This window comes from Lactobacillus sp. B3795 (assembly GCF_026535805.1).
Lineage (GTDB): Bacteria > Bacillota > Bacilli > Lactobacillales > Lactobacillaceae > Apilactobacillus > Apilactobacillus kunkeei_C.
Map to the genome: position 1 here is coordinate 64,213 of NZ_JAFNPE010000005.1, position 24,791 is coordinate 89,003.

At 34.9% G+C, this 24,791-nt stretch carries 29 protein-coding genes, 1 tRNA gene and 2 other annotated features (1 of these 32 running past the window's edge); of the genes, 2 read left to right on the forward strand and 28 right to left on the reverse strand.

All coding sequences use genetic code 11. The features are described 5' to 3' along the window. Positions 1-10: 10 nt before the first annotated feature. From J3U50_RS02145 to miaA, 16 genes are all read right to left on the reverse strand, one after another. Positions 11-817, reverse strand: coding sequence for a TlyA family RNA methyltransferase (locus tag J3U50_RS02145; RefSeq protein WP_034531067.1), 807 nt, complete (start codon positions 815-817; stop codon positions 11-13). 11 nt (positions 818-828) lie between these two features. After that, complete coding sequence (locus J3U50_RS02150; protein ID WP_054608171.1) at positions 829-1,722, reverse strand: polyprenyl synthetase family protein; 894 nt, start codon at positions 1,720-1,722, stop codon at positions 829-831. After that, on the reverse strand, positions 1,722-1,952 hold the full coding sequence (locus J3U50_RS02155) for an exodeoxyribonuclease VII small subunit (protein WP_034531065.1): 231 nt from the start codon (positions 1,950-1,952) through the stop codon (positions 1,722-1,724). The genes J3U50_RS02150 and J3U50_RS02155 overlap by 1 nt, the downstream gene beginning before the upstream one ends. After that, the gene (gene xseA / locus J3U50_RS02160; protein WP_301945480.1) at positions 1,952-3,292 is read right to left on the reverse strand and encodes an exodeoxyribonuclease VII large subunit; all 1,341 of its coding nucleotides are present in this window, start codon (positions 3,290-3,292) and stop codon (positions 1,952-1,954) included. The genes J3U50_RS02155 and xseA overlap by 1 nt, the downstream gene beginning before the upstream one ends. After that, positions 3,285-4,142, reverse strand: coding sequence for a bifunctional 5,10-methylenetetrahydrofolate dehydrogenase/5,10-methenyltetrahydrofolate cyclohydrolase (locus J3U50_RS02165; protein ID WP_187155376.1), 858 nt, complete (start codon positions 4,140-4,142; stop codon positions 3,285-3,287). Before J3U50_RS02165 ends, xseA begins: the two co-directional genes overlap by 8 nt. 100 nt (positions 4,143-4,242) lie before the next feature. Then, positions 4,243-4,644: a transcription antitermination factor NusB gene (nusB, locus tag J3U50_RS02170; RefSeq protein WP_034531062.1), complete on the reverse strand. Its 402-nt coding sequence runs from the start codon at positions 4,642-4,644 to the stop codon at positions 4,243-4,245. Beyond that, positions 4,644-5,081 carry an Asp23/Gls24 family envelope stress response protein gene (locus J3U50_RS02175; RefSeq protein ID WP_034531061.1) on the reverse strand — a complete coding sequence of 146 codons (438 nt, stop codon included), beginning with the start codon at positions 5,079-5,081 and terminating at the stop codon, positions 4,644-4,646. The genes nusB and J3U50_RS02175 overlap by 1 nt, the downstream gene beginning before the upstream one ends. 45 nt (positions 5,082-5,126) lie before the next feature. Further along, a complete protein-coding gene (gene efp / locus J3U50_RS02180) occupies positions 5,127-5,690 on the reverse strand; it encodes an elongation factor P (protein WP_034531060.1) in 564 nt (187 codons plus the stop codon). Positions 5,691-5,862: 172 nt separating this feature from the next. Then, complete coding sequence (gene rpmA, locus J3U50_RS02185; RefSeq protein WP_034531059.1) at positions 5,863-6,159, reverse strand: 50S ribosomal protein L27; 297 nt, start codon at positions 6,157-6,159, stop codon at positions 5,863-5,865. A gap of 21 nt (positions 6,160-6,180) precedes the next feature. After that, entirely contained in the window at positions 6,181-6,525 is a 345-nt protein-coding gene (locus J3U50_RS02190) for a ribosomal-processing cysteine protease Prp (RefSeq protein ID WP_301945481.1), read from the reverse strand. Between the two features lie 14 nt (positions 6,526-6,539). Then, complete coding sequence (gene rplU / locus J3U50_RS02195) at positions 6,540-6,848, reverse strand: 50S ribosomal protein L21 (RefSeq protein WP_034531057.1); 309 nt, start codon at positions 6,846-6,848, stop codon at positions 6,540-6,542. A gap of 18 nt (positions 6,849-6,866) precedes the next feature. Continuing rightward, positions 6,867-6,943 (reverse strand) — a sequence feature (ribosomal protein L21 leader region). A gap of 98 nt (positions 6,944-7,041) precedes the next feature. Continuing rightward, positions 7,042-7,115, reverse strand: a tRNA-Arg gene (locus J3U50_RS02200). A gap of 75 nt (positions 7,116-7,190) precedes the next feature. After that, complete coding sequence (locus tag J3U50_RS02205) at positions 7,191-7,703, reverse strand: hypothetical protein (protein WP_054608173.1); 513 nt, start codon at positions 7,701-7,703, stop codon at positions 7,191-7,193. A 91-nt stretch (positions 7,704-7,794) separates the two neighbouring features. Then, on the reverse strand, positions 7,795-9,138 hold the full coding sequence (gene glnA, locus J3U50_RS02210; RefSeq protein WP_034531055.1) for a type I glutamate--ammonia ligase: 1,344 nt from the start codon (positions 9,136-9,138) through the stop codon (positions 7,795-7,797). A 36-nt stretch (positions 9,139-9,174) separates the two neighbouring features. After that, positions 9,175-9,543 (reverse strand): MerR family transcriptional regulator, encoded by a 369-nt coding sequence (locus J3U50_RS02215; protein WP_053791775.1) that lies wholly within the window; start codon positions 9,541-9,543, stop codon positions 9,175-9,177. A 77-nt stretch (positions 9,544-9,620) separates the two neighbouring features. Continuing rightward, positions 9,621-10,550, reverse strand: coding sequence for a tRNA (adenosine(37)-N6)-dimethylallyltransferase MiaA (miaA, locus tag J3U50_RS02220; RefSeq protein WP_301945482.1), 930 nt, complete (start codon positions 10,548-10,550; stop codon positions 9,621-9,623). 135 nt (positions 10,551-10,685) lie between these two features. On the opposite strand from miaA, the gene J3U50_RS02225 reads away from it, so the two are divergent. Beyond that, positions 10,686-10,862, forward strand: a complete 177-nt coding sequence (locus J3U50_RS02225) for a DUF3042 family protein (protein WP_034531052.1) — start codon at positions 10,686-10,688, stop codon at positions 10,860-10,862. A 50-nt stretch (positions 10,863-10,912) separates the two neighbouring features. Here the strand turns inward: J3U50_RS02225 and J3U50_RS02230 are convergent, their stop codons facing one another. The 7 genes from J3U50_RS02230 to J3U50_RS02260 form a co-directional block, all read right to left on the reverse strand. Continuing rightward, complete coding sequence (locus J3U50_RS02230; RefSeq protein ID WP_054608175.1) at positions 10,913-11,293, reverse strand: rhodanese-like domain-containing protein; 381 nt, start codon at positions 11,291-11,293, stop codon at positions 10,913-10,915. A gap of 20 nt (positions 11,294-11,313) precedes the next feature. Then, complete coding sequence (locus tag J3U50_RS02235) at positions 11,314-12,282, reverse strand: ROK family glucokinase (protein ID WP_034530854.1); 969 nt, start codon at positions 12,280-12,282, stop codon at positions 11,314-11,316. 24 nt (positions 12,283-12,306) lie between these two features. Continuing rightward, positions 12,307-12,504 (reverse strand): YqgQ family protein, encoded by a 198-nt coding sequence (locus J3U50_RS02240; protein ID WP_034530853.1) that lies wholly within the window; start codon positions 12,502-12,504, stop codon positions 12,307-12,309. A gap of 30 nt (positions 12,505-12,534) precedes the next feature. After that, positions 12,535-13,161 (reverse strand): rhomboid family intramembrane serine protease, encoded by a 627-nt coding sequence (locus J3U50_RS02245; RefSeq protein ID WP_054608283.1) that lies wholly within the window; start codon positions 13,159-13,161, stop codon positions 12,535-12,537. A gap of 34 nt (positions 13,162-13,195) precedes the next feature. Beyond that, complete coding sequence (locus J3U50_RS02250; protein WP_081006894.1) at positions 13,196-13,738, reverse strand: 5-formyltetrahydrofolate cyclo-ligase; 543 nt, start codon at positions 13,736-13,738, stop codon at positions 13,196-13,198. A 53-nt stretch (positions 13,739-13,791) separates the two neighbouring features. Next, the gene (gene rpmG, locus J3U50_RS02255) at positions 13,792-13,941 is read right to left on the reverse strand and encodes a 50S ribosomal protein L33 (RefSeq protein ID WP_034530852.1); all 150 of its coding nucleotides are present in this window, start codon (positions 13,939-13,941) and stop codon (positions 13,792-13,794) included. Between the two features lie 135 nt (positions 13,942-14,076). Continuing rightward, positions 14,077-16,140 carry a penicillin-binding protein 2 gene (locus tag J3U50_RS02260; protein ID WP_054608176.1) on the reverse strand — a complete coding sequence of 688 codons (2,064 nt, stop codon included), beginning with the start codon at positions 16,138-16,140 and terminating at the stop codon, positions 14,077-14,079. Between the two features lie 113 nt (positions 16,141-16,253). Between J3U50_RS02260 and J3U50_RS02265 the strand changes: the two genes are divergently transcribed. Beyond that, the gene (locus tag J3U50_RS02265) at positions 16,254-18,851 is read left to right on the forward strand and encodes a YfhO family protein (protein ID WP_301945483.1); all 2,598 of its coding nucleotides are present in this window, start codon (positions 16,254-16,256) and stop codon (positions 18,849-18,851) included. A gap of 42 nt (positions 18,852-18,893) precedes the next feature. Here the strand turns inward: J3U50_RS02265 and greA are convergent, their stop codons facing one another. The 5 genes from greA to pheS are packed head-to-tail and all read right to left on the reverse strand — an operon-like array spanning position 18,894 to position 24,700. Continuing rightward, positions 18,894-19,370 carry a transcription elongation factor GreA gene (greA, locus tag J3U50_RS02270; protein WP_034530847.1) on the reverse strand — a complete coding sequence of 159 codons (477 nt, stop codon included), beginning with the start codon at positions 19,368-19,370 and terminating at the stop codon, positions 18,894-18,896. Positions 19,371-19,392: 22 nt separating this feature from the next. Beyond that, positions 19,393-20,067, reverse strand: coding sequence for a uridine kinase (udk, locus tag J3U50_RS02275; protein ID WP_034530846.1), 675 nt, complete (start codon positions 20,065-20,067; stop codon positions 19,393-19,395). Between the two features lie 21 nt (positions 20,068-20,088). Beyond that, positions 20,089-21,213 (reverse strand): endolytic transglycosylase MltG, encoded by a 1,125-nt coding sequence (gene mltG, locus J3U50_RS02280; RefSeq protein ID WP_054608178.1) that lies wholly within the window; start codon positions 21,211-21,213, stop codon positions 20,089-20,091. Between the two features lie 22 nt (positions 21,214-21,235). Beyond that, on the reverse strand, positions 21,236-23,647 hold the full coding sequence (gene pheT / locus J3U50_RS02285) for a phenylalanine--tRNA ligase subunit beta (protein WP_301945484.1): 2,412 nt from the start codon (positions 23,645-23,647) through the stop codon (positions 21,236-21,238). Positions 23,648-23,659: 12 nt separating this feature from the next. Next, complete coding sequence (gene pheS, locus J3U50_RS02290) at positions 23,660-24,700, reverse strand: phenylalanine--tRNA ligase subunit alpha (RefSeq protein WP_054608180.1); 1,041 nt, start codon at positions 24,698-24,700, stop codon at positions 23,660-23,662. Between the two features lie 39 nt (positions 24,701-24,739). Next, positions 24,740-24,791, reverse strand: a binding site (T-box leader); it runs 167 nt beyond the window's last position.

The window sequence follows — 24,791 nt, forward strand, 5'->3', positions numbered from 1 at the left end:
CTCCCTCTCATTACTTTAGTTCGTCAGCTCGTTTGATAGTATCTTCAATCGAAATATCTGGATTAATTGAAGGATTATCAACAGACTTTAAGTCTACTAAGAATTCAATGTTTCCTTCGCCACCCTTGATTGGTGAGAAGTCTAATCCTTCAACTGAGTAACCAGCGCTAACGGCAAATTTTATAATATCTTCCAAAACTTCGGCATGAACAGCGTGATCTCTAACGATACCGTGTTTACCGATTTTATCTCTTCCGGCTTCAAATTGTGGCTTAATTAACGCCGCAACGTGGCCATTTTTTACAAGAATATCTTTTAGTGGTGGCAAAATCAAGTGAAGTGAAATGAAAGAAACGTCAATTGAAGCAAATTCTGGTTGACCTTCTGTAAAATCATCTAGCTTTGAGTATCTAAAGTTGGTGTGTTCCATCACAACAACTCGTGGATCTTCACGAAGCTTCCATACTAGTTGGTTACTACCAACATCCAAAGCGTAACTTTTTTTAGCACCATTTTGTAACATCACATCAGTAAATCCACCAGTGGATGATCCGATATCTAAAACAGTCTTATCTTTAACATCAAGATTAAATACCTTCAAGGCTTTTTCAAGCTTTAGACCACCTCGACTAACGTATGGCATTGGTTTTCCTTTTAAATGCAACTTTGTGTCTTCAGGAATCTTAACACCTGGTTTATCCAAACGTTCTTCGTTTTTACCTAAAACTTCTCCGGCCATTACGGCTCTCTTGGCTTTTTCTCTTGTATCAAAAATACCCTGTTGAACAAGTAGCACGTCTACTCTTTCTTTTTTCATGCGAACTACTCCTATTTTTCTATTTTAAAGTAATCTAAAAATGATGATAACAATTTTGTATCGACATCATTTTCATCTTTTAATTCGTCTAAAATTTGACGGCTATGGCTAATTGTGTCTTCTAAGTAAGAATATGCCTTATCTAATCCTAAATGATTAGTATAAGTGTTTTTGACGCCATCTTGGTGCACTGGTTTTCCTAGTTCTTCTTGACTGGAGACAACATCTAAGATGTCATCGTAAATTTGAAAGGCCAAACCATAGTCGGCACCAAACTGATCTAACTTATCAATCACATCATGATTAGCATTTGCCAAAATACCACCAGAAATCATGGCATATCTAATCAATGCACCAGTTTTTCCTTCGTGTAATTTCTTAATTTCATGCAAGGAAAGCTGTTTGTTTTCATTCAAAATATCCATTGATTGACCGGCAACCATCCCTGATGGGCCAGCAAATTTAGATAGATAATAAACTAATTGAGCCTTTTTATGCTCATCTAGGTCATTATCGGTTAACCATTGAAAGGCTAATGTTAATAATCCGTCACCGGCTAATGTGGCTAAACCGGCACCATAAATAACATGATTAGTCTTCTTACCACGTCTTAAATCATCATCATCCATAGCGGGCAAGTCATCATGGATTAATGAATAAGTGTGTAGTAATTCAAGTGCACTAATCGCCTTTAAATCATCGTCTGTCATTTCGTGATTTAAAGTATTTAATGTCGCAATGCTCATTAGTGGTCTTAGTCTTTTTCCACCGGCCATCAATGAATATCTCATTGAATCAGCCAGTTGATCATTGCTAACATCTTTTTTTACTTGATTAGCTAGTTGACTTTCAATTTGTGGTTTATATTCATCAATAAAATCAGATAAAACTACAGATTGACTCATTACTTATCTTCACTTTCTTTTTCGAACGCAACTTCAGAATCATCATCTGTCATTTCTTTAGCTAATGTCTTTTCAGCATTCTTCAAAGTACTTTGTAGTTCGCCACTTAGCTTAACACCTTTTTGGAATTCACTTAGTGCCTTTTCCAAAGGAATGTCACCTTGTTCTAATTCGGAAACGATTTGTTCTAGTTTGTTCATGTTATCTTCAAAACTTGCTTTTTCAGCCATTATTTACTCTCCTTTTTCACTTCGTTAACAGTTGCTTTCGCATATCCATCAATTAATTTTAGTTCAATATCATCATTTTGCTTAATGTCGTCAACTTTCTTTACGACCTTGCCTTCGCTGTTAGTTGTAAAACTAAATCCACGAGACATAACTTTTAATGGGCTTAGATGATCTAACGCATCAACTCTTTGTGTTAGTTGATTTTGTTTATTTTGAATCAACAACATAATGTTTCTCTTTAATTGGTCATCTTTTACCTGTAAAACTTGTTGTTGTTCTTTGATTAAGTTCTTTGGTGAATTGATTTTTAGATTATATACTAAGTCATTTAGCTTTCTATCGGACTGGTTGATTGTTTCCTTTAGGGCGTTCATCAATCTTTCGTTTAGCATGTCAATCTTTTGGACGTATGAATCATACAAGCGTTCAGGTTGCTTGAAAATGTATGATTGTTGGATTTTAGCTAAACGTTGTTGTAATTGATTTAATTTGTTTCTAAAAGCATTAAAAATTCGTACTTGGTCATTTTTAATATCAGTCATGACATCAGTCAATACTGGTACCGCTAGTTCGGCAGCGGCAGTTGGTGTCGCTGCTCTTACATCCGCGACTAAATCAGCAATTGTTGTGTCTGTTTCGTGTCCAACTGAAGAGATCACTGGAATCTTACTATCAAAGATTGCTCTGGCAACGATTTCCTCGTTAAATGGCCAAAGGTCTTCAATCGAACCTCCACCACGTCCAATAATCAATGTGTCAAAATCACCGCGTTCATTCACACGATTAATTTGTCTAACAATATCGGAAGCGGCTGCATCACCTTGCACGACGGCAGGATATAAAACGATTTGAGCAATTGGATATCTTCTTCTAGTAGTTGTAATAATATCTCTAATAACAGCCCCACTAGGTGAAGTAACTACCGCAATTCTCTTTGGATACTTTTCCAAGGCCTTTTTAGGGGCGTTGAATAATCCTTCATCAGATAGCTTTTTCTTTAATTGTTCATATGCTTGATACAAGGCACCAACACCATCTGGTTCCATGTGATCAATATAAATTTGATAGTTACCGGTTGCTTCATAGACTGAAATTCTACCAGTAACTAATACTTTCATTCCTTCTTCGGGTTTAAACTTAACCTTATCGAAAGCGGATTTAAACATGATAGCGCTAATCTTGGCGTTATCATCCTTCAAGCTAAAGTATTGATGTGCCGGTCTCAATCTAAAGTTAGAAATTTCACCAGTTAAATAAACCTTATCTAAATAAGGATCACGATCAAACTTTTTCTTAATATAGCTTGTTAAATCGCTAACACTTAGGTAATCATTACCCATTAATATCACTCCACTTTGATAGTTCTACGGTTTGTCTCATCAATGTAGCGATGGTCATTGGACCAACACCACCAGGTACAGGAGTTATGTATGAGGCTTTTTTAGCAATACCATCATAATCAACGTCTCCAACTAATTTACCTTCATCATTCACGTTTTGACCAACGTCAATTACAACTACGCCATCTTTTACATCACTTTCTGTTACTGTATTAACCTTACCAGTAGCAGATACGATAATATCCGCGTCTAATGTGTATTCTTTAATATTTGCATAATGATTTAACACTGTTACTTCTGCACCAGCATTGATTAATAAGGCTGCCATTGGTCTACCAACGATGGTACTTCTACCAATTACAACTGCTTTTTTACCCTTCAAATCAATACCATATTCTTCAAACATAGTCATGACACCCTTTGGTGTACATGCCACGGGATAATTACTTTGTTCATTTAAGAATAATTTACCAGAATTAATCACTTGGAATCCATCCACGTCTTTATCTGGGTTAATTTGACTCATAACGTATTTTTCGTTGATGTGTTTTGGTAGTGGTGATTGAATCAAAATTGCATCAATATCATCGTCATGGTTGTAGTCGTTCAATATGTTCAATAATTCGTCTTCAGTGGTTTCTGCAGGAAGAGCCTTAACGATTGACTTAATTCCTAATTGTTGAGCTTTCTTATGCTTGCTTCTCACATAGCGGTGGCTAGCTTGATCATCGCCGACGATAATCACAGCTAGACAAGGGTTCTTACCTTGTTCGTTTAATTCTGAGACCATATCTGCAGTCTCTTGATTAACTTTCTTTGCTAAAGATTTTCCATCAATAATATTGCTCATCGTAAAACCTCCAAAGGATTATTTAATTCTCTTTTATTTTAGCATATAAAAAAATGTTTATGTAATAAAAAAAGACTCGCTTTTACGCGAATCATTTTTCTTAAGCAATTGTGTTTGATAAAACTCCATTAACAAATTTTCTCGAGTGATCATCACTGTATTTCTTTGTTAATTCCAACGCTTCATTGATTGCCACCTTTGTAGGGACATCGTCAACGTATTTAATTTCAAAAAACGCAAGTCTTAGAATTGCAAGGTCTGTCTTAGCAATTCTGTTAATGGACCAACCGGAAACAAGATATGAGATTATACTATCGTCTAAGCTATCCTTATTTTCGATAACTCCATCTACTAAAGTGTTGTAGTATGATGGAATTTCTGTTTCTTCATCGGTTCTTGAGATAGCATGAAAAAATAGTTCTTTATCGGTTGTATCATTTGCATTGATAGCAAACAATGTTTGAAATGCATACTCTCTTATTTTATGTCTAGTAAATTCCACTATTTTTCACCCTTATCGCTACTATTGCCGTTTAATAAACTTTTTGAATTAGCTCTTTTATCTTGTTTTTCATGAACGACACCTTCTACATGAACATTAACTTCACCTAAATCAAGTTCGGTCATGAATAGAAGTTGTTGTTTTACTTGTTCTTGAATTTCTAGAGCAACTTTAGGAACAGAAACCCCGTAATTTAGATATACGTAAACATCAACGATTAATTTTTCATCTTTAAAATTAAGTCTAATGCCCTTACCCATTTCTTTACGACCGAATAGTTCATTAACACTTGTTGCCAATGAGCCACGCATGCGCTTTACGCCCTTTACTTGGACAGAGGCAATACTTGCGATTACTTCCAATACGTTTGGTGAAATTTGAATATCCCCAAACTTTGAACTAGCCTTTGGTAAAGAAATATTTGTTTGTTCTGCCATAAAAATTACCCTCCAATCAAAATAAAAGCATCAATTATTTATTAATTAAGCTCTTGAGATGTATGTTGCATCATTGGTGTTAATAACTAGCTTGTCACCAGCGTTAACAAAGAATGGTACTTGTACAATTAAACCAGTAGTCATAGTAGCTGGCTTGCTTCCACCTGAAGCAGTGTTACCTTTGATACTTGGTTCAGTTTCTGCAACTTCTAGAGTAACAGTGTTTGGTACTTCGATACCGATAACTTCATTTTCGTATTGAACGATACTTACGTCCATGTTTTCTTGTAAGTAGTTTAAAGCATCCTTGATCTTATCACCAGGTACAGTAATTTGTTCGTATGAATCCATATCCATGAATACGTAACCTGCACCATCTTCGTATAGGTATTGCATGTTTCTAGTGTCAATTTGTGCTTGTTCCATCTTAGCACCGGCACGGAAAGTCTTGTCTTGAACAGCACCTGTTCTTAGGTTCTTAAGTTTAGTACGTACGAACGCACCACCCTTACCTGGCTTTACGTGTTGGAAGTTGATGATACGCCAAATTGCGTTATCTACTTCAATAGTTAATCCTGTTTTAAATTGGGCAGTTGAAATTGTTGCCATGATTAAAACTCCTCCTAGTATTACTAATATGTTTTATATGATAGCAATGTTAGTGCAGCGATTGCAATCGTAATCGTTACTACCATTGTATCATGTTAGCTTTATTTAAATAAGTCTTTGGTAATAAAAAAAGCCTGAAAATAAATCAGGCTTTTTCTACATTATTCACTAATTACTTAGCAACTGCTTCAGATACTGGGTATACTGAAACTTGGCGCTTGCTGCGGCCCATACGTTCGAAACGTACAACACCATCAACTAAAGCAAATAAAGTATCATCACCGGCACGCTTAACGTTTTTACCTGGGTAAATGTGAGTACCACGTTGACGGTAAATGATTGAACCAGTAGTAACTTTTGATCCATCAGCAGCCTTTGTACCTAGACGACGACCTGCAGAGTCACGACCATTGGCTGTTGAACCTCCCCCTTTATGGTGAGAGAAGAATTGTAAATTCATTTCTAACATTGGATTACACCTCCGTACAATTTAATCTATTGTAATATCTAATTTAATATAATCAGCATAACTTTGAGAAATATCCCACATTCCATTTTGGAATGTTGATAAAATTGCTTGAGCAGCAATCTCATCTTCGGAAGAATTAGCCTCAGGAACTGTAACTTCCATAAAACCACCTTCGATGTCATCACTGACAACTTTAGGTTCTAGGTTAGCAACTTCGGTTAACCCATTTACAGTAGAAATGGATAAAACAGAAACCGCAGCGCATACAATGTCCTTACCATACTCACCTGAATCAGCATGACCGGATAAACTAAAACTAGTAATTCGATCACTTTGCTTATCATGAATAATATTTGCTAATATCATTTTTAATCCTCTAATTAAGCCTTGATTGAGTCAATCATAACCTTAGTGTATGGTTGTCTATGACCCTTCTTAGAACGAGAACCCTTCTTAGGCTTGTAACGAAGAATAGTAATCTTCTTACCACGGCCTTGCTTTTCAACAGTACCTTCAACTGAAGCACCGTCTACAAGTGGAGTACCAACCTTAGCTGAGTCACCACCAACGAAAACTACTTGATCAAAAGTAACCTTTTCACCTTCGTTTGCGTTTAGCTTTTCAACGTAGATTGCTTCACCTTCAGCAACTTTGTATTGCTTTCCGCCTGTTACGATAATTGCGTACATAATGTGCACCTCCTTGAATAATATGCTTAGACTCGCCGAACATAAGCGCTTCAATAAGAAGACTTAATACTCAGTCCGTGCGGTTGTAGCTGTGAAAGTCCACAAATACAACAAAGTAAGTATACATATTTTGAATAATTTAGTCAAGAAAAAAAGCATATCATAAGTGATATGCTTCAACAATTTATTCAAATGTCGCGAGAGAGATTCGAACTCTCGACCTACGGTTTAGAAGACCGTTGCTCTATCCAGCTGAGCTATCGCGACATCAAAACTCAACAAAAAACATTATATCGGATAATCGACATGGCGTCAATATCATTTTTAAATCAATTAAAATTTTTATAATGAATTAATTTCACTAAATTGAGCTGACAATGATTTATCATCAACGCCAAGGTCTACTATACCAAATTTTAGGAACATTTTCCAGGAAAATTGGAAATCTTTTTTAGAATGATTATAAAAACCGTTAAACATCATTCGTTTAATTGATAAATATACTTGGTTAAAGTCACGATCAGCATCAATGTTTGTGATTTTGTTGTAATCTTCTTCATCAATAACGATTACGTCCAACCAGTTATGAACGCTAGCAAACAACAAGTAATACTTCATTACGTTGGCAACGTCTTTAGTAATCATTTCCTTATAGTTTTTTACATCAATATTTTCTTGATCTTTTTTGTATACAGAGAAACGCTTTGAATCCTCTGCTAATTTAGCTAAAGATAAATCCAATTGGATAAATAGCTTTTGTTGCTTATTATTGCCGTTTAAGAGCAATTGTTGCTTTTGCCCCATGTTATTGAACTTGGCAACAGCTTGTTGAATCATTTCGTCAAATTTTAGCAATCTAAACACCTCACATTCTATTTTATCATTATGACAAACGTTTGAAAAATAAAAAAGAGCCGGCAAAAAGCCGACTCTTTTTAAATTGTTATTAGTATTTTTCCATGTATTGGTTACGTTCCCAATCAGAAACTTGAGCACGGTAAGCATCGTATTCTAAATGCTTAGCAGCTAAGTAACTGTTGAAGATCTTTGAACCTAATGCATGTTTCATTGTTTCATCAGCAGATAATTCTTCTAGAGCATCTAGTAAGTCATCTGGTAAGTTAACAATTTCATTTTCTTTTCTTTCTTGAGCATCCATTCTGTAGATGTTACGGTCAACACTCTTAGGAGGTACGATACCGTTCTTCAAACCATCTAGACCAGCTTCTAGAACAGAAGCAATTGCTAGATATGGGTTTGCTGAAGCATCAGCACTTCTTAATTCAAGACGTGTAGCTTGTCCACGAGCATTTGGTACTCGGATAAGTGGAGATCTGTTTGAACCAGACCAAGCAACGTAAACTGGTGCTTCGTATCCAGGAACAAGACGTTTGTATGAGTTTACTAATGGGTTACAAATTGCAGTGTAACTCTTCGCATGTTTGATTAAACCACCTAAGAAGTGGTAAGCAGTTTCTGATAACTTCAAGTCACCATTTTCGTCGTAGAATACATCACCACTGTCGTCAAATAATGACATGTTTAAATGCATTCCAGAACCATTGATACCACTTAGTGGTTTTGGCATAAATGTAGCGTATAAGCCGTATTTTCTTGCGATTGTTTTAACAACTAATTTAAATGTTTGAATATTATCAGCAGCGTTTAGAGCATCTGCATATTCGAAATCAATTTCATGTTGACCAGGAGCAACTTCGTGGTGAGCTGCTTCAACGTCAAATCCCATTTCTTCCAAAGTTAGAACGATTTCACGACGACAGTTACCACCTAAGTCAAGTGGTGCCATATCAAAGTAGCTACCTTCGTCATTTAATTTAACAGTTGGTTTGCCATCTTCATCCATCTTGAATAGGAAGAATTCAGGTTCAGGTCCAATGTTAAATGATGTAAATCCAGCATCCTTCATGTCCTTTAGAACACGGATTAAGTTATTTCTTGGATCACCTTCAAATGGTGTTCCATCAGTCTTGTAAACTTCACAAATAACTCGAGCAATCTTACCGCGTTCTGAACTCCATGGGAAAATCATCCAAGTTGATAAATCAGGATGTAAATACATGTCACTTTCTTCGATTCTTACGAATCCTTCGATTGATGATCCATCAAACATAATCTTGTCATTTAATAAATCATCTAATTGACTGATTGGAACTTCAACATTCTTTAAAGTTCCTAAAACATCAGTAAACATTAAACGTAAGAATTTTACGTCCTCTTCTTTAACAATACGACGAATGTCGTCTTTTGAATAATCATGCTTTGTAGCCATATACACCTACTCCTAACGTATTCAACATTAAATTAGTTAAAAAGAATTATTTGCAGCATCATGTGAATTTAATCCACCGATGTTCAAAAGTTCATCAGATAAAATTTTACGTGCTTCTTGATCAGTTAATTCCTTCGTATCGTTATTCTTGTTATCTTCTTTACGCTTCTTGTAGATTTCTTGAATCTTAGCAATATTTAAACCTTCGTCTAAATAATCCTTAATTTCTAAAATCACATCGATATCATTCAAAGAATACATACGGCGGTTACCATCATTTCTTTCAGGTGAAACCAATCCCTGTTCTTCGTAATATCTAATTTGTCTTGCGGTCAAGCTAGTTAACTTCATAACAGTTCCGATTGGAAGTACTGAAAGCGAACGTCTTAAATCCTTTTCTTTCATATCTAACTCCTTCTAACAACATTATAATAACATTATATTTTAATATGTCAACATTTAATGTAACAACTTCTAACATATTATGGCACTTTTTTATCATTTAGCCAATTAAATACATCTTTTTCGATGTTTTTTACAACTTCCATGTTAGATATTATGTCATACCAGTTAACTTTCATCTTATTTCTAAACCAAGTTAGCTGTCTTTTAGCATAATGTCTAGAATCTTTCTTAATTAATTCGGAAACATCCTCTAAGTCTAAATCACCATGGAAATAGTTGATGAATTCCCGGTAACCAATTCCCTTATATGCTGGTAAGGAAATGTCACCTTTTTGATTCAACCATTTCGCTTCGTCGATTAAACCTTCTTTAAACATAATATCAACACGTTTATTGATGCGATCATACAATACCTTTCTATCGGTATTAAGTGCAATAATATATGGATCAATTGATACGGCATTATTGGTTTGTTCTGAGAATTTAATACCTGTGTTGTGATAAACTTCTAGAGCTCTAATTACTCGGCGTTCATTTTCTTCACCAATCTTTTTGGCGGATACTTCATCAACGTTCTTTAATTTAAGCCACAATGCATGCTTGCCGTTTTCTTCGGCAAACGCATGCATTTGATTTCGATAGGCTTCATTATCATAGTGATCACCGCCAAGGTTCAATCCATCGACAAGTGATTGAATATAAAATCCAGTTCCTCCCACAATAATTGGAAGTTTTCCCCGTTTATGAATATCATCAATTAATTTATTAGCCGATTCAACAAAATCAGCCGCTGAATATCTTTTGTCGACATCAATAATATCGATTAAATGATGAACAATTCCCTCTGATTCTTCTTTTGTCACTTTGGCTGTTCCAATGTCTAAGTGTTTGTAAACCTGCATAGAATCACCAGAAATAACTTCACCATTTAATTTCTTAGCCAACTTAATTGATAAACTTGTTTTTCCGACCGCTGTTGGTCCGACAATTATTAGCACTTTTTGCATATTATCCCACCATTTCTGCCTATATAAGTTTAGCATATAAAATATTGAATTAAAATATACTTAAGACTGGATAAATAAATAAAAAAACATCATAATGGTAAGTGTAAAGCAAATTATTATATAGGAGGACTTAAAATGAAAAAATTCGCTAAAGGATTCTTTGTTGGTGCATTAGCAACTTCAAGCGCAGTTGCTGGAGCATTATTCTCTTTCAAGAAAAAAGTTGTAGACCCTGTTGAAGGTCAAGCTGATAAACTAGAAGAAAACAGAAAAAGAGTTGTTCGTAAACAACGTTCCGCTCATTTAAACTAATATGAAATAATAAAAAAAGCACTTTACGAATTGTAAAGTGCTTTTTTTATTTACTTCTTAGTCTTTCCATTCCAGTTTCTAAAACCTGATTTTAGGATATAAATATCTTTGTATCCATTCTTACCAAGTAAAATAGCTGTCTTAATACTCAAAGTCTTACCTTGGTCGTATAAGTACACTGGCATGTCTTTTCGAATGTTCTTATAAAACATCTTGATTGTTGAGTAAGGAATACTTCTGGCACCTAAAATGTGACCAGATTCAAAGTCTCTGTTTTCTCTTAAGTCAACAATTTGTCCCCTGTGACTACCTTGCTTGAATTCTTCTTCATCAACAAAAGTAGCAACACGGTTTGCTCTCATTCTAGTAATGCTGTTATAGATTAGGATTGCTAATAGAATAACAACAATTAAAAGCATGGATGGAATCATGTGTTATTACACCCCTAATGTTATTTGTTAATGTTTCTTAAAGCTAATGAACCAGCACCAATTACCCCAGCATCGTTACCTAATTGAGCTAGACGAATCTTGGTAGAATCTCTAACAGGTCTAAATGCATTTTCTTGGAAGTACTTAGTTGTTGGTTGTAATAATGTGTTTCCAGCGTTTGAAACACCACCACCGATAACAATGTTGTCAGGGTTCAATGTGTTACCAACGTTAGCTAATGCAAGACCTAAGTAGTAACATACGTGATCTACGACTTGGTTTGCAAAAATATCACCGTTGTCAGCTAGGAAGAAGACAACCTTTGAAGTTACTTCTTCACCTGAATTAATCATTTCCTTTAGTCTTGATTGACCAGTGAATTCGCTTGAAAGGTTCTTAGCAACCTTAACAACACCAGTAGCTGAAGCGTATTGTTCTAGACAACCGCGCTTACCACAAGTACATTCGAATCCACCTGGTTCAACAGTAATGTGACCAATTTCACCGGCACCACCGTTAACACCGTGAGCTAATTCACCGTTAACGATAACACCTCCACCAACACCAGTTCCTAGTGTTACGAATACAACGTCTGAGTCCTTACTTCCGGCACCCTTCCAGTATTCACCTAGTGAAGCAACGTTAGCATCGTTATCTAAAGCAAATGGTAGGCCTAATGCTTTTTCGATTTGATCCTTAATATGTTGGGTAGTCTTCCAGTTTAGGTTGTAAGCCCCAATTACAGTACCTTCCTCACGGTTTACTGAACCTGGAGTTCCCATTCCAATTCCAATAAAGTCGTCAATTTTATGATCAGAGTCCTCCATCTTTTTTGCGATAGAGTTAATGATATTTGGAACAATATTTTCTCCGTTAGCGCTTACATCGGTGGTAATAGCCCACTTATCTAAGATTTCACCGCTATCAGTTAGGAATGCCAACTTAGTTGTTGTACCTCCTAAATCGATTCCAATTAACTTACGTACCATTTTAGTTTCCTCCTAAAAATTGTATTATTTCTTTTCTTCGATTCCATGTTCATGTTTTAATACAAGCTTTGCCTGTATGAACTCTTCTTTAGTTACGAGTCCAGCATCATGTAGATGATCAAGCTCTAATGCCATAACCTCTATATCCCACAATCTTTTGCCAACGTAAACATAGATTCCAAATTTTTTTAAAAGTTGTTGAACATCGTACAACGTCTTCATTTTCCCACATCCTAACGAAAAATGCACTAATTAATTTGCAAAATAACCAGTTTTTAAGCAAAAATATGCAAATACTAGCAATACAATTAATGCCAATATTTTCTTTACCATTGGAATTTTAAACTCTGATGGTAGTCCTACTACGTAAGGCAATAAGAACCCAGCAATTAAACCACCAATATGACCTATTATATCAATATCTGGTGACATTAAGTCGAATCCAATGTTCAAGACGATTAGTAATAGAAAACTTTGTGACATTCTTCTGACATACATATTATCATGAAATGTTTCACCTAACATCAAAAATACACCGAACAATCCAAAGATAGCGGTACTTGCACCAGCACTTGCTCCATTTGAGAATGCAAATCCGGCAATGTTACCAAATATTCCTGACAACATGAAAATCACAAGAAATCTAATGTGTCCAAAAATCTTTTCAAGCTGAATCCCTACATAGTATAAACTAATTCCGTTCATTAAAATATGTAGAAATGATAGATGAATAAATATTGGTGTGATGAATCTCCACCATTGACCAAATTGGACTAGTGGACGATACATAGCACCATAATTAATAATTGCATCCGTTGAATTTGTAACGATACCAAATAAATATACGAATATAATTATTGCTAAAATTCCTTCAGTCATAAAAGGAACATCATCTATTTTTCGATATAAACGATTATTTGAAATTTGAGTGAATAATTGTTTCAACTTGTTGATCAAACTCATCTACTTTCCATATTGATTTTTCATACATTCTAATTCTATCAGCAAGTGCAATAGTATTTCCAGGATAATCAACTAAAACTCGGTCATAGTATCCACCACCATAGCCAAGTCGATTATTATTAGACATATCAAAAGCCATTCCCGGAACAATCAACAAATCAATATCATTGACGTCGACGCCTTGACCATCAACTGGTTCAGAAATCCCCATTTTATTAACAAACAACTTGGTTTCATGGTTGTACTCAATGAAATCCATATCGCTCTTATTAATCACCTTGGGAACATATACTCTTTTGTTATCACTTAGTGCTTTTTCAATGATTGGATCAGTATCAATCTCGATATCAGTACTAAGGGTTACTCCAATTGAAGTTGCCGCAATCCACTCATTAGTTTCAAACAACTGATTATATAAATATTGTACATCTTCTCTATTATCTAAATTTTTAAGTTTATTTAAAATTTCACTTCGAGCTGCTGATTTATCCATCTATTCACTTCCCAGAATATAAAAAAAGGATTTGGGCCTTTAAACCCGAATCCTTATTTTGTTTCACGATGTAATGTAACTTTTCTTTCACGTGGACAGTATTTCTTTAATTCCAAACGATCAGGGTTGTTACGACGACTCTTAGTTGATAAGTAATTACGTTCGTGACATTCTGTACATTCTAAAGTAATGTGTACTCTCATCTTAGTTACACCTCCAAGTTAGTTGTATTTTTAATTTTTATATAAACAACTTTCAACTCTTAATATATTATCATTTTTTCTTTGATTTGACCAGAGTTTATATAAATATTGTTAAGGAAAATTACTTAACAGCAATTATTTCAAGCCACTGTCGGATTGAACGTACTTCCAGTATGCTTGATAAATCTTTTGAGCTAAGTCAATATTATTGCTTTCTGCGTTACTTGGCAAGTTTGGAATTGCAACTACAACTACCACTTGTGGATTATCTGAAGGAGCAAATGATCCCAAACTCAAAGTAACAGTTTCAACTGGTTTTGAACCCTTCTTTCCACTTGAGTAGAATGTTTGGGCAGTACCAGTCTTAGCTGAAATTGAAGGTTTAACAGTATTTAAAGTAATACCGGTTCTGTATTCGTTAGTACCATGAACCACCTTGTAGAAACCATCAGTAACAACTTTTCTTTGTGCAGCTGTCATATCAATCTTGTTTAGTACAGTTGGTGTAACAGTGTATTTAACTCGACCTAACTTACCACTCTTATTTGAAGCACGGATGCTTTGAACGATGTGAGGTTCAATTCTGTATCCACCATTAGCAATTGTAGAAATGTATTGAGCAACTTGCATTGGTGTGTAAGCATCATAGTTACCGTAAGATAAATCAAGTGCCTTACCAATGTTTGCTGAACCACTAGGACCTTGAATACCCTTTGTTTCACCAGGTAAATCAATTCCAGTGTATACACCTAAACCAAATTGGTTGAAGTAACCTCTCATAATATTGAAGACATCTGGATTCATTGTTAATGCTCCACCTTCAACGTAGTTGAACTTAGCTTCTTTCATTGCTAATTGCATCATGTAAGAGTTAGATGAAACTTCAAGCGCTGTTGAAGCATCGAGTGCAATATCATGATTACCATTTTGGTTAAACCATGATGCCTTTCTGATTCCACCAGTTAAAATTGGCTTATCAGTTAAAGTAGAGTTAGTTGGTGTAATAACCTTGTCCATTAAAGCACCAGAAATCATGGCACCTTTAACAACAGAACCCATAACGATTGAACTGTTAATTGTTCCAAGAGCATTTGGAGTTTCTTTTCCAGTTTCTGGATCACGACTAACCCCAGCTAAACCGATAATTCCACCAGTATTAGGGTTCATAACAACTGCGTATGCACCTGTTGAATTACCAGTACCTTGATCAGCTTCTTCAACTAGTGATTGAATCTTCTTTTCGAATTCAGAGTTAATAGTTAATTGAAGGTTATCACCCTTTTGACCACCATATTGTTTAACAGCTTTATCTAAGCTACCACCCTTGATTAAGGTTTGTGATTTTGAACCACGTAAAGTAGCTTCGTATTTTTCTTCTAGGTAACTTTGACCAACACTATCATTTCTGGAGTAACCTTCTGCTAATAGTGTATTGATTCTGTCACTTGGCAAACCAACCTTTTCAGAAGAAACAGTTCCAACAATACTTTGAATGGCGTTTCCATTTGGATATTCTCTTGTCCAACTATCACCAATTTGGACACCAGGCATTTCATCTAAATGTTCACCAATTTCGGCAATTTCCTTATTAGTAACATTGGTTGTCTTGATGTATGTAGTTGATAATTGGTAAGAACCACTCATCTTTTGGAAGATTGATGCAGCATTCTTAGTTGCTTTATCTGTGCTGTATAGCTTGTCATTCATAACTTTTTGAAGTTCTAGAGCGTATTCTTCACTAGTACTTGCGCCCTTAGGAAAAGTAATACTAGAGCTTACTTTCTTAAGGTTATCGGCATTAGCTAAGTAAAAATCAGCTTCTTGTCTAGGAGTTAATGCTGAAGTGTCAACAGTTAAGTATTTGCCTAATGTGTTGGCAATCTTATATAAGTCAGCACTAGTTACTGATAATCCCTTAGTGTATTGAATAGCTTGGTGGGCTTTATTTCCAACAAGTACACGACCGGTAGAATCGTAAATCATCCCTCTTTGCACATTTCCATACTTAACGGAATTATCAGATCGGCTAACTTCAGCCTTATATTGGTTTCCATTAATAACTTGTAAATAACCCAACTGGATTATTAGAATGGCAAATAAAACTCCGACAACTGTCAGAATAATATTTAATCTAAATGGTACCTTTGAATTTTCCCCACGATCACTGTGGTGGAATATTTTTTGCAAAAAACTATTCAAAACAATCTAACTCCTTAATTATTATATGTTAATCAGTCATTTAGTCTGGTTTATTGTATACTATAGTTGGTTACTTTATAAGTAACAATCAAAATACATAGGAAGTATTAACTATGATTAATTCAATTAAAAAAATCATAAAAAAACACCGCTTATACTTATTAAGCTTTTTTATTCCATTTATTATTATGTCATGTTATTTTGCTTACCGCAATATGTTTCCATTTGGAAATAGTAGCATTTTAACTGTAGATCTAGGTCAACAATATGTAGATTTATTCGCATATTTCCGTCGAACAATTCTATCTTTAGACCTACATAGCATATTATACTCATTTTCAAACGGATATGGTGGAGAAATGATTGGAATTTGGGGATATTACCTATTAAGTCCGCTTAATATCATTTTATTAATCATCCCTGCTAAGTTTATCAACTTCTCAATTCTTTTGATAACGCTATTTAAATACGGTTTATCAGGATTAACTTTCAGCATTTTTCTAAAACATAAAGGTATCAAAAAAGACCTAATTATTTTATCAATGGCAATTACCTATGCTCTTAATGGATGGATGATTGCTAACCAATTAAATGTAATGTGGTTGGATGGTGTTATCCTACTACCAATTATCATTATGGGTATTGATCGAATTTTTAAACACAACAAATATAGTTTATTCATTATTAGTTACACGGCAATGTTAGTCATTAACTACTACATTGCATACATGATTACGATTTTTTCGGTTATCTATGTAATTGGTAAGTTAATCAATGATGATCATTCATTAAAGATGCGTCTTGGTAGATTAATCTCGATTGGTGTTAGTTATTTCGTATCATTACTGCTTTCAGCATTCATTTTTTTACCAAACCTAATCGAACTTAAAAACGGTAAAGGTGCATATACTCTATCAACATTTAAGTGGAAGGTTGAATATAGCCCATTGAAAATGATAAGTAAGCTTTTCGATGGTAGCTTCAACTTTTCTCAAATGCCAAGCGGTTACCCTAACATCTTTATTGGTGCGATTGCCGTAATTGGTTTCATAATATTCTTCTGCAATAAACAAATTCAGTTAAAACGAAAAATCACTGCACTTGCCATCACAGTTATCCTAATTGTTTCGATGTTCTTTGAACCATTAGATTTACTATGGCACGCAATGCAATTTCCAATTTGGTATCCTTACCGTTTTTCATTCATTTTTTGCTTTTGGATTATTTATATCGCTGCAATTGGTTTGGATAAGCAAGCTGGACACATTAACATCAAAGAAATTATCATCTCCGGGGTTATTTTGATTGCTGGTTTAATTTATACAGCTCTAAACATTAATAGCTTTAACTACTTATCTCTAACCAAGTATTTAATTTCATTGGCATTTGTTGCCATTAGTTTTATCGTTATCCATGTATCAAACAAAGACAATAAGTACTACCTACTTTGCTTGGTAGTTATTGCAATTGGTGATACGGGACTGAACGCGTTTAATTCCTTAAACGCCATTAGTTATGTATCAAATGATGATTATATGAAGTACACAGCAACATTAAATCGTCACGTGAATGATATTAAACAAAAGGATAATGGTTTCTATCGAATCAGTAAAGATTTCTATCGAACTAGAGATGATCCAATCGAATCAAACTTTTACGGTGGTTCGACATTCTCATCGACACTTAGAAAATCAACACCGGATTTCAACCAAAAGATTGGTAATGCATATACTACCGGATCAATTGATTATTCAAACGGAACCATCGTAACTGACTCATTACTTTCATTTAAGTACTTCATTAATACGATTAACTACAATAAGACATATCCGATGATTCAAAAGAGTAGCAATCGTTATGATATCGTCAATAATGATGTGCAAAAGATAGATATCTTCCAAACCTTTAAATCAAACAATGCATTCCCACTTGTTTACACAGCATCTGATAATGTATTTTCAAAAATCATTGCATCAGATCCTATTAAGTACCAAAACTCGATGGTTAAACAAGTCACTGGTAATAATAGCGACGTGTTCAATGAAAACATGCACTACACTATTCTTTCTGAAAACACTAATGCATTAACTGGCTTAAACAACCAAGTAATCGCTAAAAACAATCTTCTAAAAGATGGCGAAATCGTAATCAAGTATAAGCACCAAAATAACAAGGTGCCTTACATGATAGTTCCAGCTTCAATGAATCAACAAAAATGTAGCATTAAGGTTAATGGTGAAGAATTAAACCTTCCAAGCGAATTTCAAAGTACTTTCGTTGTAAGCTTGCCAAACAACAAGGATAATAAAATTACCATCAAGCTATTAAACGGCAAAGTATACACTAATGAGTTTAATATCGCTTCCTTAAACCTACCTAAATTCCTAAGTGAAACAAAGGCAATTAGAAAACAAAACAACAATATTAAACTTAACGGTAATACCGTTTCTGCTGATATTAACGTATCTACAAAGCGTCAAGCCGTTGCAACATCAATTCCATACTCCAATGGATGGACGTTGACTGTCGACGGTAAGAAACACCCTATTAAGGTAATCAATGATGAATTCATTGGCTTTGATAATCTTTCAATCGGCAAACACAAAATCCAGTTATCATTCTATCCTTCAGGATTAAATGCTGGAATAATAATCTCAGCACTAACATTGATGTTTGTAGTTGGATTTTATATTTACAAGAAAAAAAGATAATAAAAAGGACTCGTCTAAACGAGTCCTTTTTATTTTATAAAATTATTCAACAGAAATAATCTTAACTTTCATGTCACCGGCAGGAATTTCGATAACTACTTCATCGTTAACCTTGTGGCCTAATAGCCCTTTAGCAATTGGTGAATCGTTTGAAATTTTACCTTCCAATGGATCTGCTTCAGCAGCACCAACGATTTGGTAAGTTTCTGGGTCTTCATCTGGTAGTTCTTTAAAAGTAACCTTCTTACCAACGTTTACCATATCACTTTCAACGTCATCGTTATCAACAACGTCAGCGTATTGTAGCATGTGTTCTACAGTTGTAATACGGCTTTCTAGCATACTTTGTTCGTTCTTAGCTGATTCATATTCAGAATTTTCTGATAAATCACCATAACTTCTGGCAATCTTGATTCTTTCAATGATTTGTGGACGTTGATTTAATCTTAAATCTTCCAATTCAGCTTCAAGTTTTTGTTTACCTTCGACTGTCATTGGGTAGCTTTCATCTTTAGCCATTATAAACTCTCCTTTAAATTAATTAGATTGTTGTATCAATATTATTGAAAACCTTGTTGTTACCGTGTTTTACCAAGATTGATTGAATCTTAGTTGTTAATAAATCAATCGCAACTTGGTTCTTACCACCTTCTGGAACGATGATATCTGCGTAACGCTTACTTGGTTCAACAAATTGGTTGTACATTGGGCGAACAGTTTCCAAGTATTGTTGGATAACTTCATCCAATGTTCTGCCACGTTCCTTGGTATCTCTTTGAATTCTTCTTAAAATACGAATGTCGTCGTCAGTATCAACGAACACCTTAATGTCCATTAAATCTCTAAGACGCTTGTCGTCTAGGATTAAGATTCCTTCTAGGATGATAACATCACGTGGTTCTTGAGTAACTGTTTCAGTACTACGATTTAATTTAGTGTAGTCATAAACCGGTTTTTCAATTGCTTCATAGTTTAGAAGCTTATTCAAATGTTCTAGTAATAAGTCACTATCAAAAGCTAATGGATGATCGTAGTTAGTTTCTTCTCTTTCAGCCATTGTCTTATGTGATTGATCCTTGTAGTAAGAATCTTGTTGCAAAATCATAATTGAATGACCCAATAGTTGGTTAAAGATGGCACGACTAACAGTAGTTTTACCACTACCTGAACCACCAGTAACACCAATAACAACGGGACGCTTTTTCTTTTCTACCATAATAATCTCTCCATAACCGATTTATCTCATAACACTATCATTGCCGATTAAGTCATCGACATCTTTATCTGAATTATAATACTTAACCTTCTTATCATTCATATTAACACTATATGCTAAATAAAAAGTAGTCATATCCTTTGGATTCAAAATTGAATCTAGTGACTTAACCGTTGGGTTATTAATTGCACTAGGTGGGAATCCAATATTCTTATATAAATTATAAGGGGTATTAGCATCATAATCTTTCTTTGAAAGTTTTTGTCCAGAAACTTTACCATTAGCATACCTAATAGAAGATTGCACTTCAAGAGGTAAATTACTATTTAGACGATTATATAATATTCCCGCAATCTTTTCTTGATCTTTTTTATCAACATGATTGTGTTCAATAAATGAAGCCAAAGTAATTGCTTCATCGACTGTTAGGTTTTGTTTCTTTATTTCCTTGAAATATGGACTAAATTCATAATTAGTCTTTGCAACCATTTGGTTAACAATTTGTTTCAAGGTGACGTTCTTTTGTGAATTGTATGTGGCTGGATATAGGTATCCTTCTAACACATACTTTCTATTCTTAGCCTTAAATGCTGAATCTAAAAGCTTAGGATATTTTTTCTTCAATTGATTCAAGAAATCAGTATCCTTCATTAGCTTTTTGAAGTCAGCACTTGAATATTGACTGCTTTGTTCTACTGATTGGGCAATTTCATCGATGTTATCACCTTCACGAACAAGCAAGCGACCATATTTACCTTGTAGCGGTTGAGCTGTTCCACCCTTTTTCAACTTGTCAGCAATCTTTTGTAAACTCATTGAAGGTGAAAGTTCATAATAACCCGCCTTTAGACCAGAATAGTTATGACTATTAACAAAATAGTCGAATACTAAACCACTTTTGACAATTTTACTTTCTTGTAAGATTGATCCAATTTTCTTATCGGAAGCACCCATTGGGATTTGAACTTGAATTAATTCTTTATCCTTAGGATTCAATGGTTTTAGTGATTCTTTAACGTATTGATGTCCAAGAATAAATATAAAAATTCCCAAAACTATTAAGATGGCGATAATACTTAGTGAAATCTTTTTGCCTAAATTAGTGTGCTTCTTTTCGAAATCATTGGAGTTCTTTTCTTCATTCAAATCCATTTCCTCCATTTAAAAATTAACGTATTTCTACATTGAATTCTTTTTCAAGATTTCTTTGCACTTTGTCCATTGCATTATTTACATCATCATCAACCAAAGTATCATGCTTGTTTTGGAATGTTAATGAATATGCTAATGACTTCTTGTCTTCAGGAACATGTTCACCTTCGTATAAGTCAAACAACTTAACATCTACTAAGTATGCTCCACCACGTTTTTCAATTACCTTAACGATTGAATCGTTTTCAACATCCTTATCGATTAACATTGCGATATCACGCTTGATTGAAGGATATTTTGAAACTAATTCGTAGCTTTGTTCTTTCTTAGGTAAGTCAATGATTGTTTGTAGGTTTAGGTCAAAAACATAAGTTTCATTAATCTTAAATTGCTTTGCAATCTTTGGATGAACTTGTCCCACAAAACCAACATAGTGACCGTGAACAAAGATATCAGCAGTTCTACCTGGGTGCATTTCTGGGTAAGATTCGTTAGCAACATAGCTAATTTCACCGTTTAGACCAATTGTTTCCAAGTATTCGTTAACAATTCCCTTAATTTGGAAGAAATCAACGTTCTTTGCAGGTTGGTTCCATGAATTATCAACTAGTGAACCAGTCATTGCACCAGCTAAATGTTCAATTTCATCTGGTTTAACAACATCTGCATTTTCCTTATGGAAAACACGGCCTTGTTCGTATAAGGCAACGTTATCAACTTTTCTAGCCTTGTTGTAAGCAATGTCATCTAAAAGTCCTGAAACTAGGTTCATTCTTAATGTAGTGTGATCACTGCTCATTGGGTAACTTAAATCAGTTTGTGCTGATTCACCCATCATGAACATCTTAGCTTTTTCTTCAGTAGTTAAAGCATATGAGATGGCATGAGTTAAACCTAAACCTTCTAGAATATGACGACTGTCTCTGATTAATTGTTGTTCAGCATTTAAACCACCAGTCGTCATAGTAGTTGTTGGTAAGGTGCTTGGTAGGTTATCGTATCCGTAAATTCTAGCAACTTCTTCAATTAAGTCAGCTTGAATATGGATATCACCACGTCTAGTTGGAATTGTAACAACTAAATCATCACCATTAGCCTTAACTTCGAAACCAAGTCTTTCAAAAATATCTGTCACATCAGCGGCACTTAATTCCATACCTAGGACATGGTTAATACGAGAAACTGAGATTTCAATAACAGCCTTCTTGGCATCGTACTTGCTACCAACTAAAACATCACTTGTAACTGAACCGTTGGCAATTTCTCTTGCCATTTCACTAGCTGAAGATAAAACATCTTCAACAGCCATTGGATCTACACCACGTTCGAAACGTTGAGATGCTTCAGTATGAATAACGTGTTTTCTAGCCATTTTTCTAACTTTAATTGGGTCAAAGATAGCACATTCGAACAATACGTTCTTAGTATCAGCAGTAATTGAACTATCCATACCACCAATTACACCAGCCATTGCGATTGGGCCGTTGTCATCAGCAACTACTAAATCGTTTGAATCTAATTCCACTTCGTTTTCATCTAAAGTAGTAATCTTTTCACCGTCATTAGCGTATCTAACTGATACATTGCCTGAAAGTTTATCTAGGTCATATGCGTGCATTGGTTGACCAAACTTAAGCATTGAGTAGTTTGTGATATCAACGATGTTATTTACTGGTTTAATTCCGGCATTCCAAAGTCTAACTTGCATCCATAGTGGACTTGGTTTTACTTCAACATCATTAACAACACGGTTTAGGTATGTCCAAGCAATTTCTTCGTTAACATCACTTTGGATTTGATCAGATGTTAATTTATCTGAAGTTTCGCTAACTTTATCTAAATCAAACTTGGCTGGCTTGTTGTAGATAGCAGCTAAATCATGAACAGTACCGTAAATGCTTAGCATGTCACCACGGTTAGGAGTTACATCTAAATCAATTAGTGCGTCATCCATACCAAGGTACTTGTAAACATCGTCACCCAAGGTAGCATCTTCTGGTAAGAAGTAAATACCGTCGGCCCATTCCTTTGGCACAACATCTTTAGGGTAACCAATTTCATCTAGTGCACAAAGCATCCCATTGGATTGAACTCCACGCATCTTTGATTTTTTAATCTTCATGTTATCAGCAACTCTGGCACCAGATAATGCTGTAATAACATTCTTGCCTACTTGAGCATTTGGAGCTCCACAGACAATTTGAACTGGTTCGTCTTCACCAACATCAACTTGGCAAATGTGTAAGTGATCTGAATCTGGATGGTTTTCCATTTCCACAATCTTACCTACAACGATTTTTTTAAGTCCATCGCTAGGTTTGATAACAGAGTCAACTTCGACTGATGAACGTTCAATTTTTTCGGCTAATTCGTCAGCAGGAATATCTAAGTCAATGTATTCCTTTAGCCAATTGTATGAAATTTTCATTAGTATCTCTCCTTAATTAAATTGCGATAAAAATCTAACATCGTTTAGGTAGAAATCACGAATATCTTCTACACCGTATTTCAACATTGCAAAACGATCTGGACCTAGTCCAAATGCGAAACCACCGTATACGTCAGCATCTACACCGGCCATCTTCAATACGTTTGGATGTACCATTCCGGCACCTAGGACTTCAATCCATCCTGAGTGCTTACATACATCACAACCCTTACCATCACACTTGAAACAAGTAACGTCTGCTTCAACTGATGGTTCAGTGAATGGGAAGTAACTTGGTCTCAAACGAATATCGTACTTGTTACCAAATAATTGGTGTAGTAAGTATTCAAGAGTTCCTTTTAAGTCACCCATTGTAATGTTCTTATCAATCACGATTCCTTCTACTTGGTGGAATTGGTGTGAATGAGTAGGATCATCTGTATCACGTCTGTATACGACACCTGGTGAAATCATCTTCAATGGACCATTACTGAAGTCGTGTTTTTCAAGAGTTCTTGCTTGCATAGGAGAGGTTTGAGTTCTCATCAAGATTTCTTTAGTAATGTAGAAAGTATCTTGCATATCTCTGGCTGGATGATCCTTTGGTAGGTTCATCATTTCAAAGTTATACTTGTCTTCTTCTACTTCTGGACCACTTTTAACTTCGTAACCCATACCGATGAACATGTCACAAATTTCATCAATAATTGATTGGATAACATGTGGATGTCCCTTAGCCACTGGAGTACTTGGAAGAGTAACATCGATTTTTTCAGCAACTAGTTGTGCTTCTAAGGCCTTGTTTTCTAATTCTGTTAACTTTGCATCCAAGGCATTTTGAATTTCATCTCTGATTTCGTTGGCATAACTACCAACTTCAGGTCTTTTTTCAACTGGTAAGTCCTTAATACCTCTTAGTGCCTGAGTAATTGGACCTTTTTTACCAAGTAAATTAACTTTAATTTCTTTAGTAATTTCGTTAACGTCGGTTGCTTGATTTATTTGAGCAATTCCATCATCACGCAACTTGGTTAAATCATCTTTTAATGACATAGTATTCTCCTCTCATTTCAACAAAAAAAGCCTCATCCCAAAAGGGACGAAGCTTCGCGGTACCACCCTAGTTTATAAATTGCGGTTCGCA

Excerpts from the sequence above, each read along its gene's own strand:
- J3U50_RS02145 (WP_034531067.1), bottom strand. The coding sequence starts at position 817 with ATGAAAAAAGAAAGAGTAGACGTGCTACTTGTTCAACAGGGTATTTTT.
- J3U50_RS02150 (WP_054608171.1), bottom strand. The coding sequence starts at position 1,722 with ATGAGTCAATCTGTAGTTTTATCTGATTTTATTGATGAATATAAACCA.
- J3U50_RS02155 (WP_034531065.1), bottom strand. The coding sequence starts at position 1,952 with ATGGCTGAAAAAGCAAGTTTTGAAGATAACATGAACAAACTAGAACAA.
- xseA (WP_301945480.1), bottom strand. The coding sequence starts at position 3,292 with ATGGGTAATGATTACCTAAGTGTTAGCGATTTAACAAGCTATATTAAG.
- J3U50_RS02165 (WP_187155376.1), bottom strand. The coding sequence starts at position 4,142 with ATGAGCAATATTATTGATGGAAAATCTTTAGCAAAGAAAGTTAATCAA.
- J3U50_RS02175 (WP_034531061.1), bottom strand. The coding sequence starts at position 5,081 with ATGGCAGAACAAACAAATATTTCTTTACCAAAGGCTAGTTCAAAGTTT.
- efp (WP_034531060.1), bottom strand. The coding sequence starts at position 5,690 with ATGGCAACAATTTCAACTGCCCAATTTAAAACAGGATTAACTATTGAA.
- rpmA (WP_034531059.1), bottom strand. The coding sequence starts at position 6,159 with ATGTTAGAAATGAATTTACAATTCTTCTCTCACCATAAAGGGGGAGGT.
- J3U50_RS02190 (WP_301945481.1), bottom strand. The coding sequence starts at position 6,525 with ATGATATTAGCAAATATTATTCATGATAAGCAAAGTGATCGAATTACT.
- rplU (WP_034531057.1), bottom strand. The coding sequence starts at position 6,848 with ATGTACGCAATTATCGTAACAGGCGGAAAGCAATACAAAGTTGCTGAA.
- glnA (WP_034531055.1), bottom strand. The coding sequence starts at position 9,138 with ATGGCTACAAAGCATGATTATTCAAAAGACGACATTCGTCGTATTGTT.
- J3U50_RS02215 (WP_053791775.1), bottom strand. The coding sequence starts at position 9,543 with ATGAAAGAAAAGGATTTAAGACGTTCGCTTTCAGTACTTCCAATCGGA.
- miaA (WP_301945482.1), bottom strand. The coding sequence starts at position 10,550 with ATGCAAAAAGTGCTAATAATTGTCGGACCAACAGCGGTCGGAAAAACA.
- J3U50_RS02225 (WP_034531052.1), top strand. The coding sequence starts at position 10,686 with ATGAAAAAATTCGCTAAAGGATTCTTTGTTGGTGCATTAGCAACTTCA.
- J3U50_RS02230 (WP_054608175.1), bottom strand. The coding sequence starts at position 11,293 with ATGATTCCATCCATGCTTTTAATTGTTGTTATTCTATTAGCAATCCTA.
- J3U50_RS02235 (WP_034530854.1), bottom strand. The coding sequence starts at position 12,282 with ATGGTACGTAAGTTAATTGGAATCGATTTAGGAGGTACAACAACTAAG.
- J3U50_RS02240 (WP_034530853.1), bottom strand. The coding sequence starts at position 12,504 with ATGAAGACGTTGTACGATGTTCAACAACTTTTAAAAAAATTTGGAATC.
- J3U50_RS02245 (WP_054608283.1), bottom strand. The coding sequence starts at position 13,161 with ATGACTGAAGGAATTTTAGCAATAATTATATTCGTATATTTATTTGGT.
- J3U50_RS02250 (WP_081006894.1), bottom strand. The coding sequence starts at position 13,738 with ATGGATAAATCAGCAGCTCGAAGTGAAATTTTAAATAAACTTAAAAAT.
- rpmG (WP_034530852.1), bottom strand. The coding sequence starts at position 13,941 with ATGAGAGTACACATTACTTTAGAATGTACAGAATGTCACGAACGTAAT.
- J3U50_RS02265 (WP_301945483.1), top strand. The coding sequence starts at position 16,254 with ATGATTAATTCAATTAAAAAAATCATAAAAAAACACCGCTTATACTTA.
- greA (WP_034530847.1), bottom strand. The coding sequence starts at position 19,370 with ATGGCTAAAGATGAAAGCTACCCAATGACAGTCGAAGGTAAACAAAAA.
- udk (WP_034530846.1), bottom strand. The coding sequence starts at position 20,067 with ATGGTAGAAAAGAAAAAGCGTCCCGTTGTTATTGGTGTTACTGGTGGT.
- pheT (WP_301945484.1), bottom strand. The coding sequence starts at position 23,647 with ATGAAAATTTCATACAATTGGCTAAAGGAATACATTGACTTAGATATT.
- pheS (WP_054608180.1), bottom strand. The coding sequence starts at position 24,700 with ATGTCATTAAAAGATGATTTAACCAAGTTGCGTGATGATGGAATTGCT.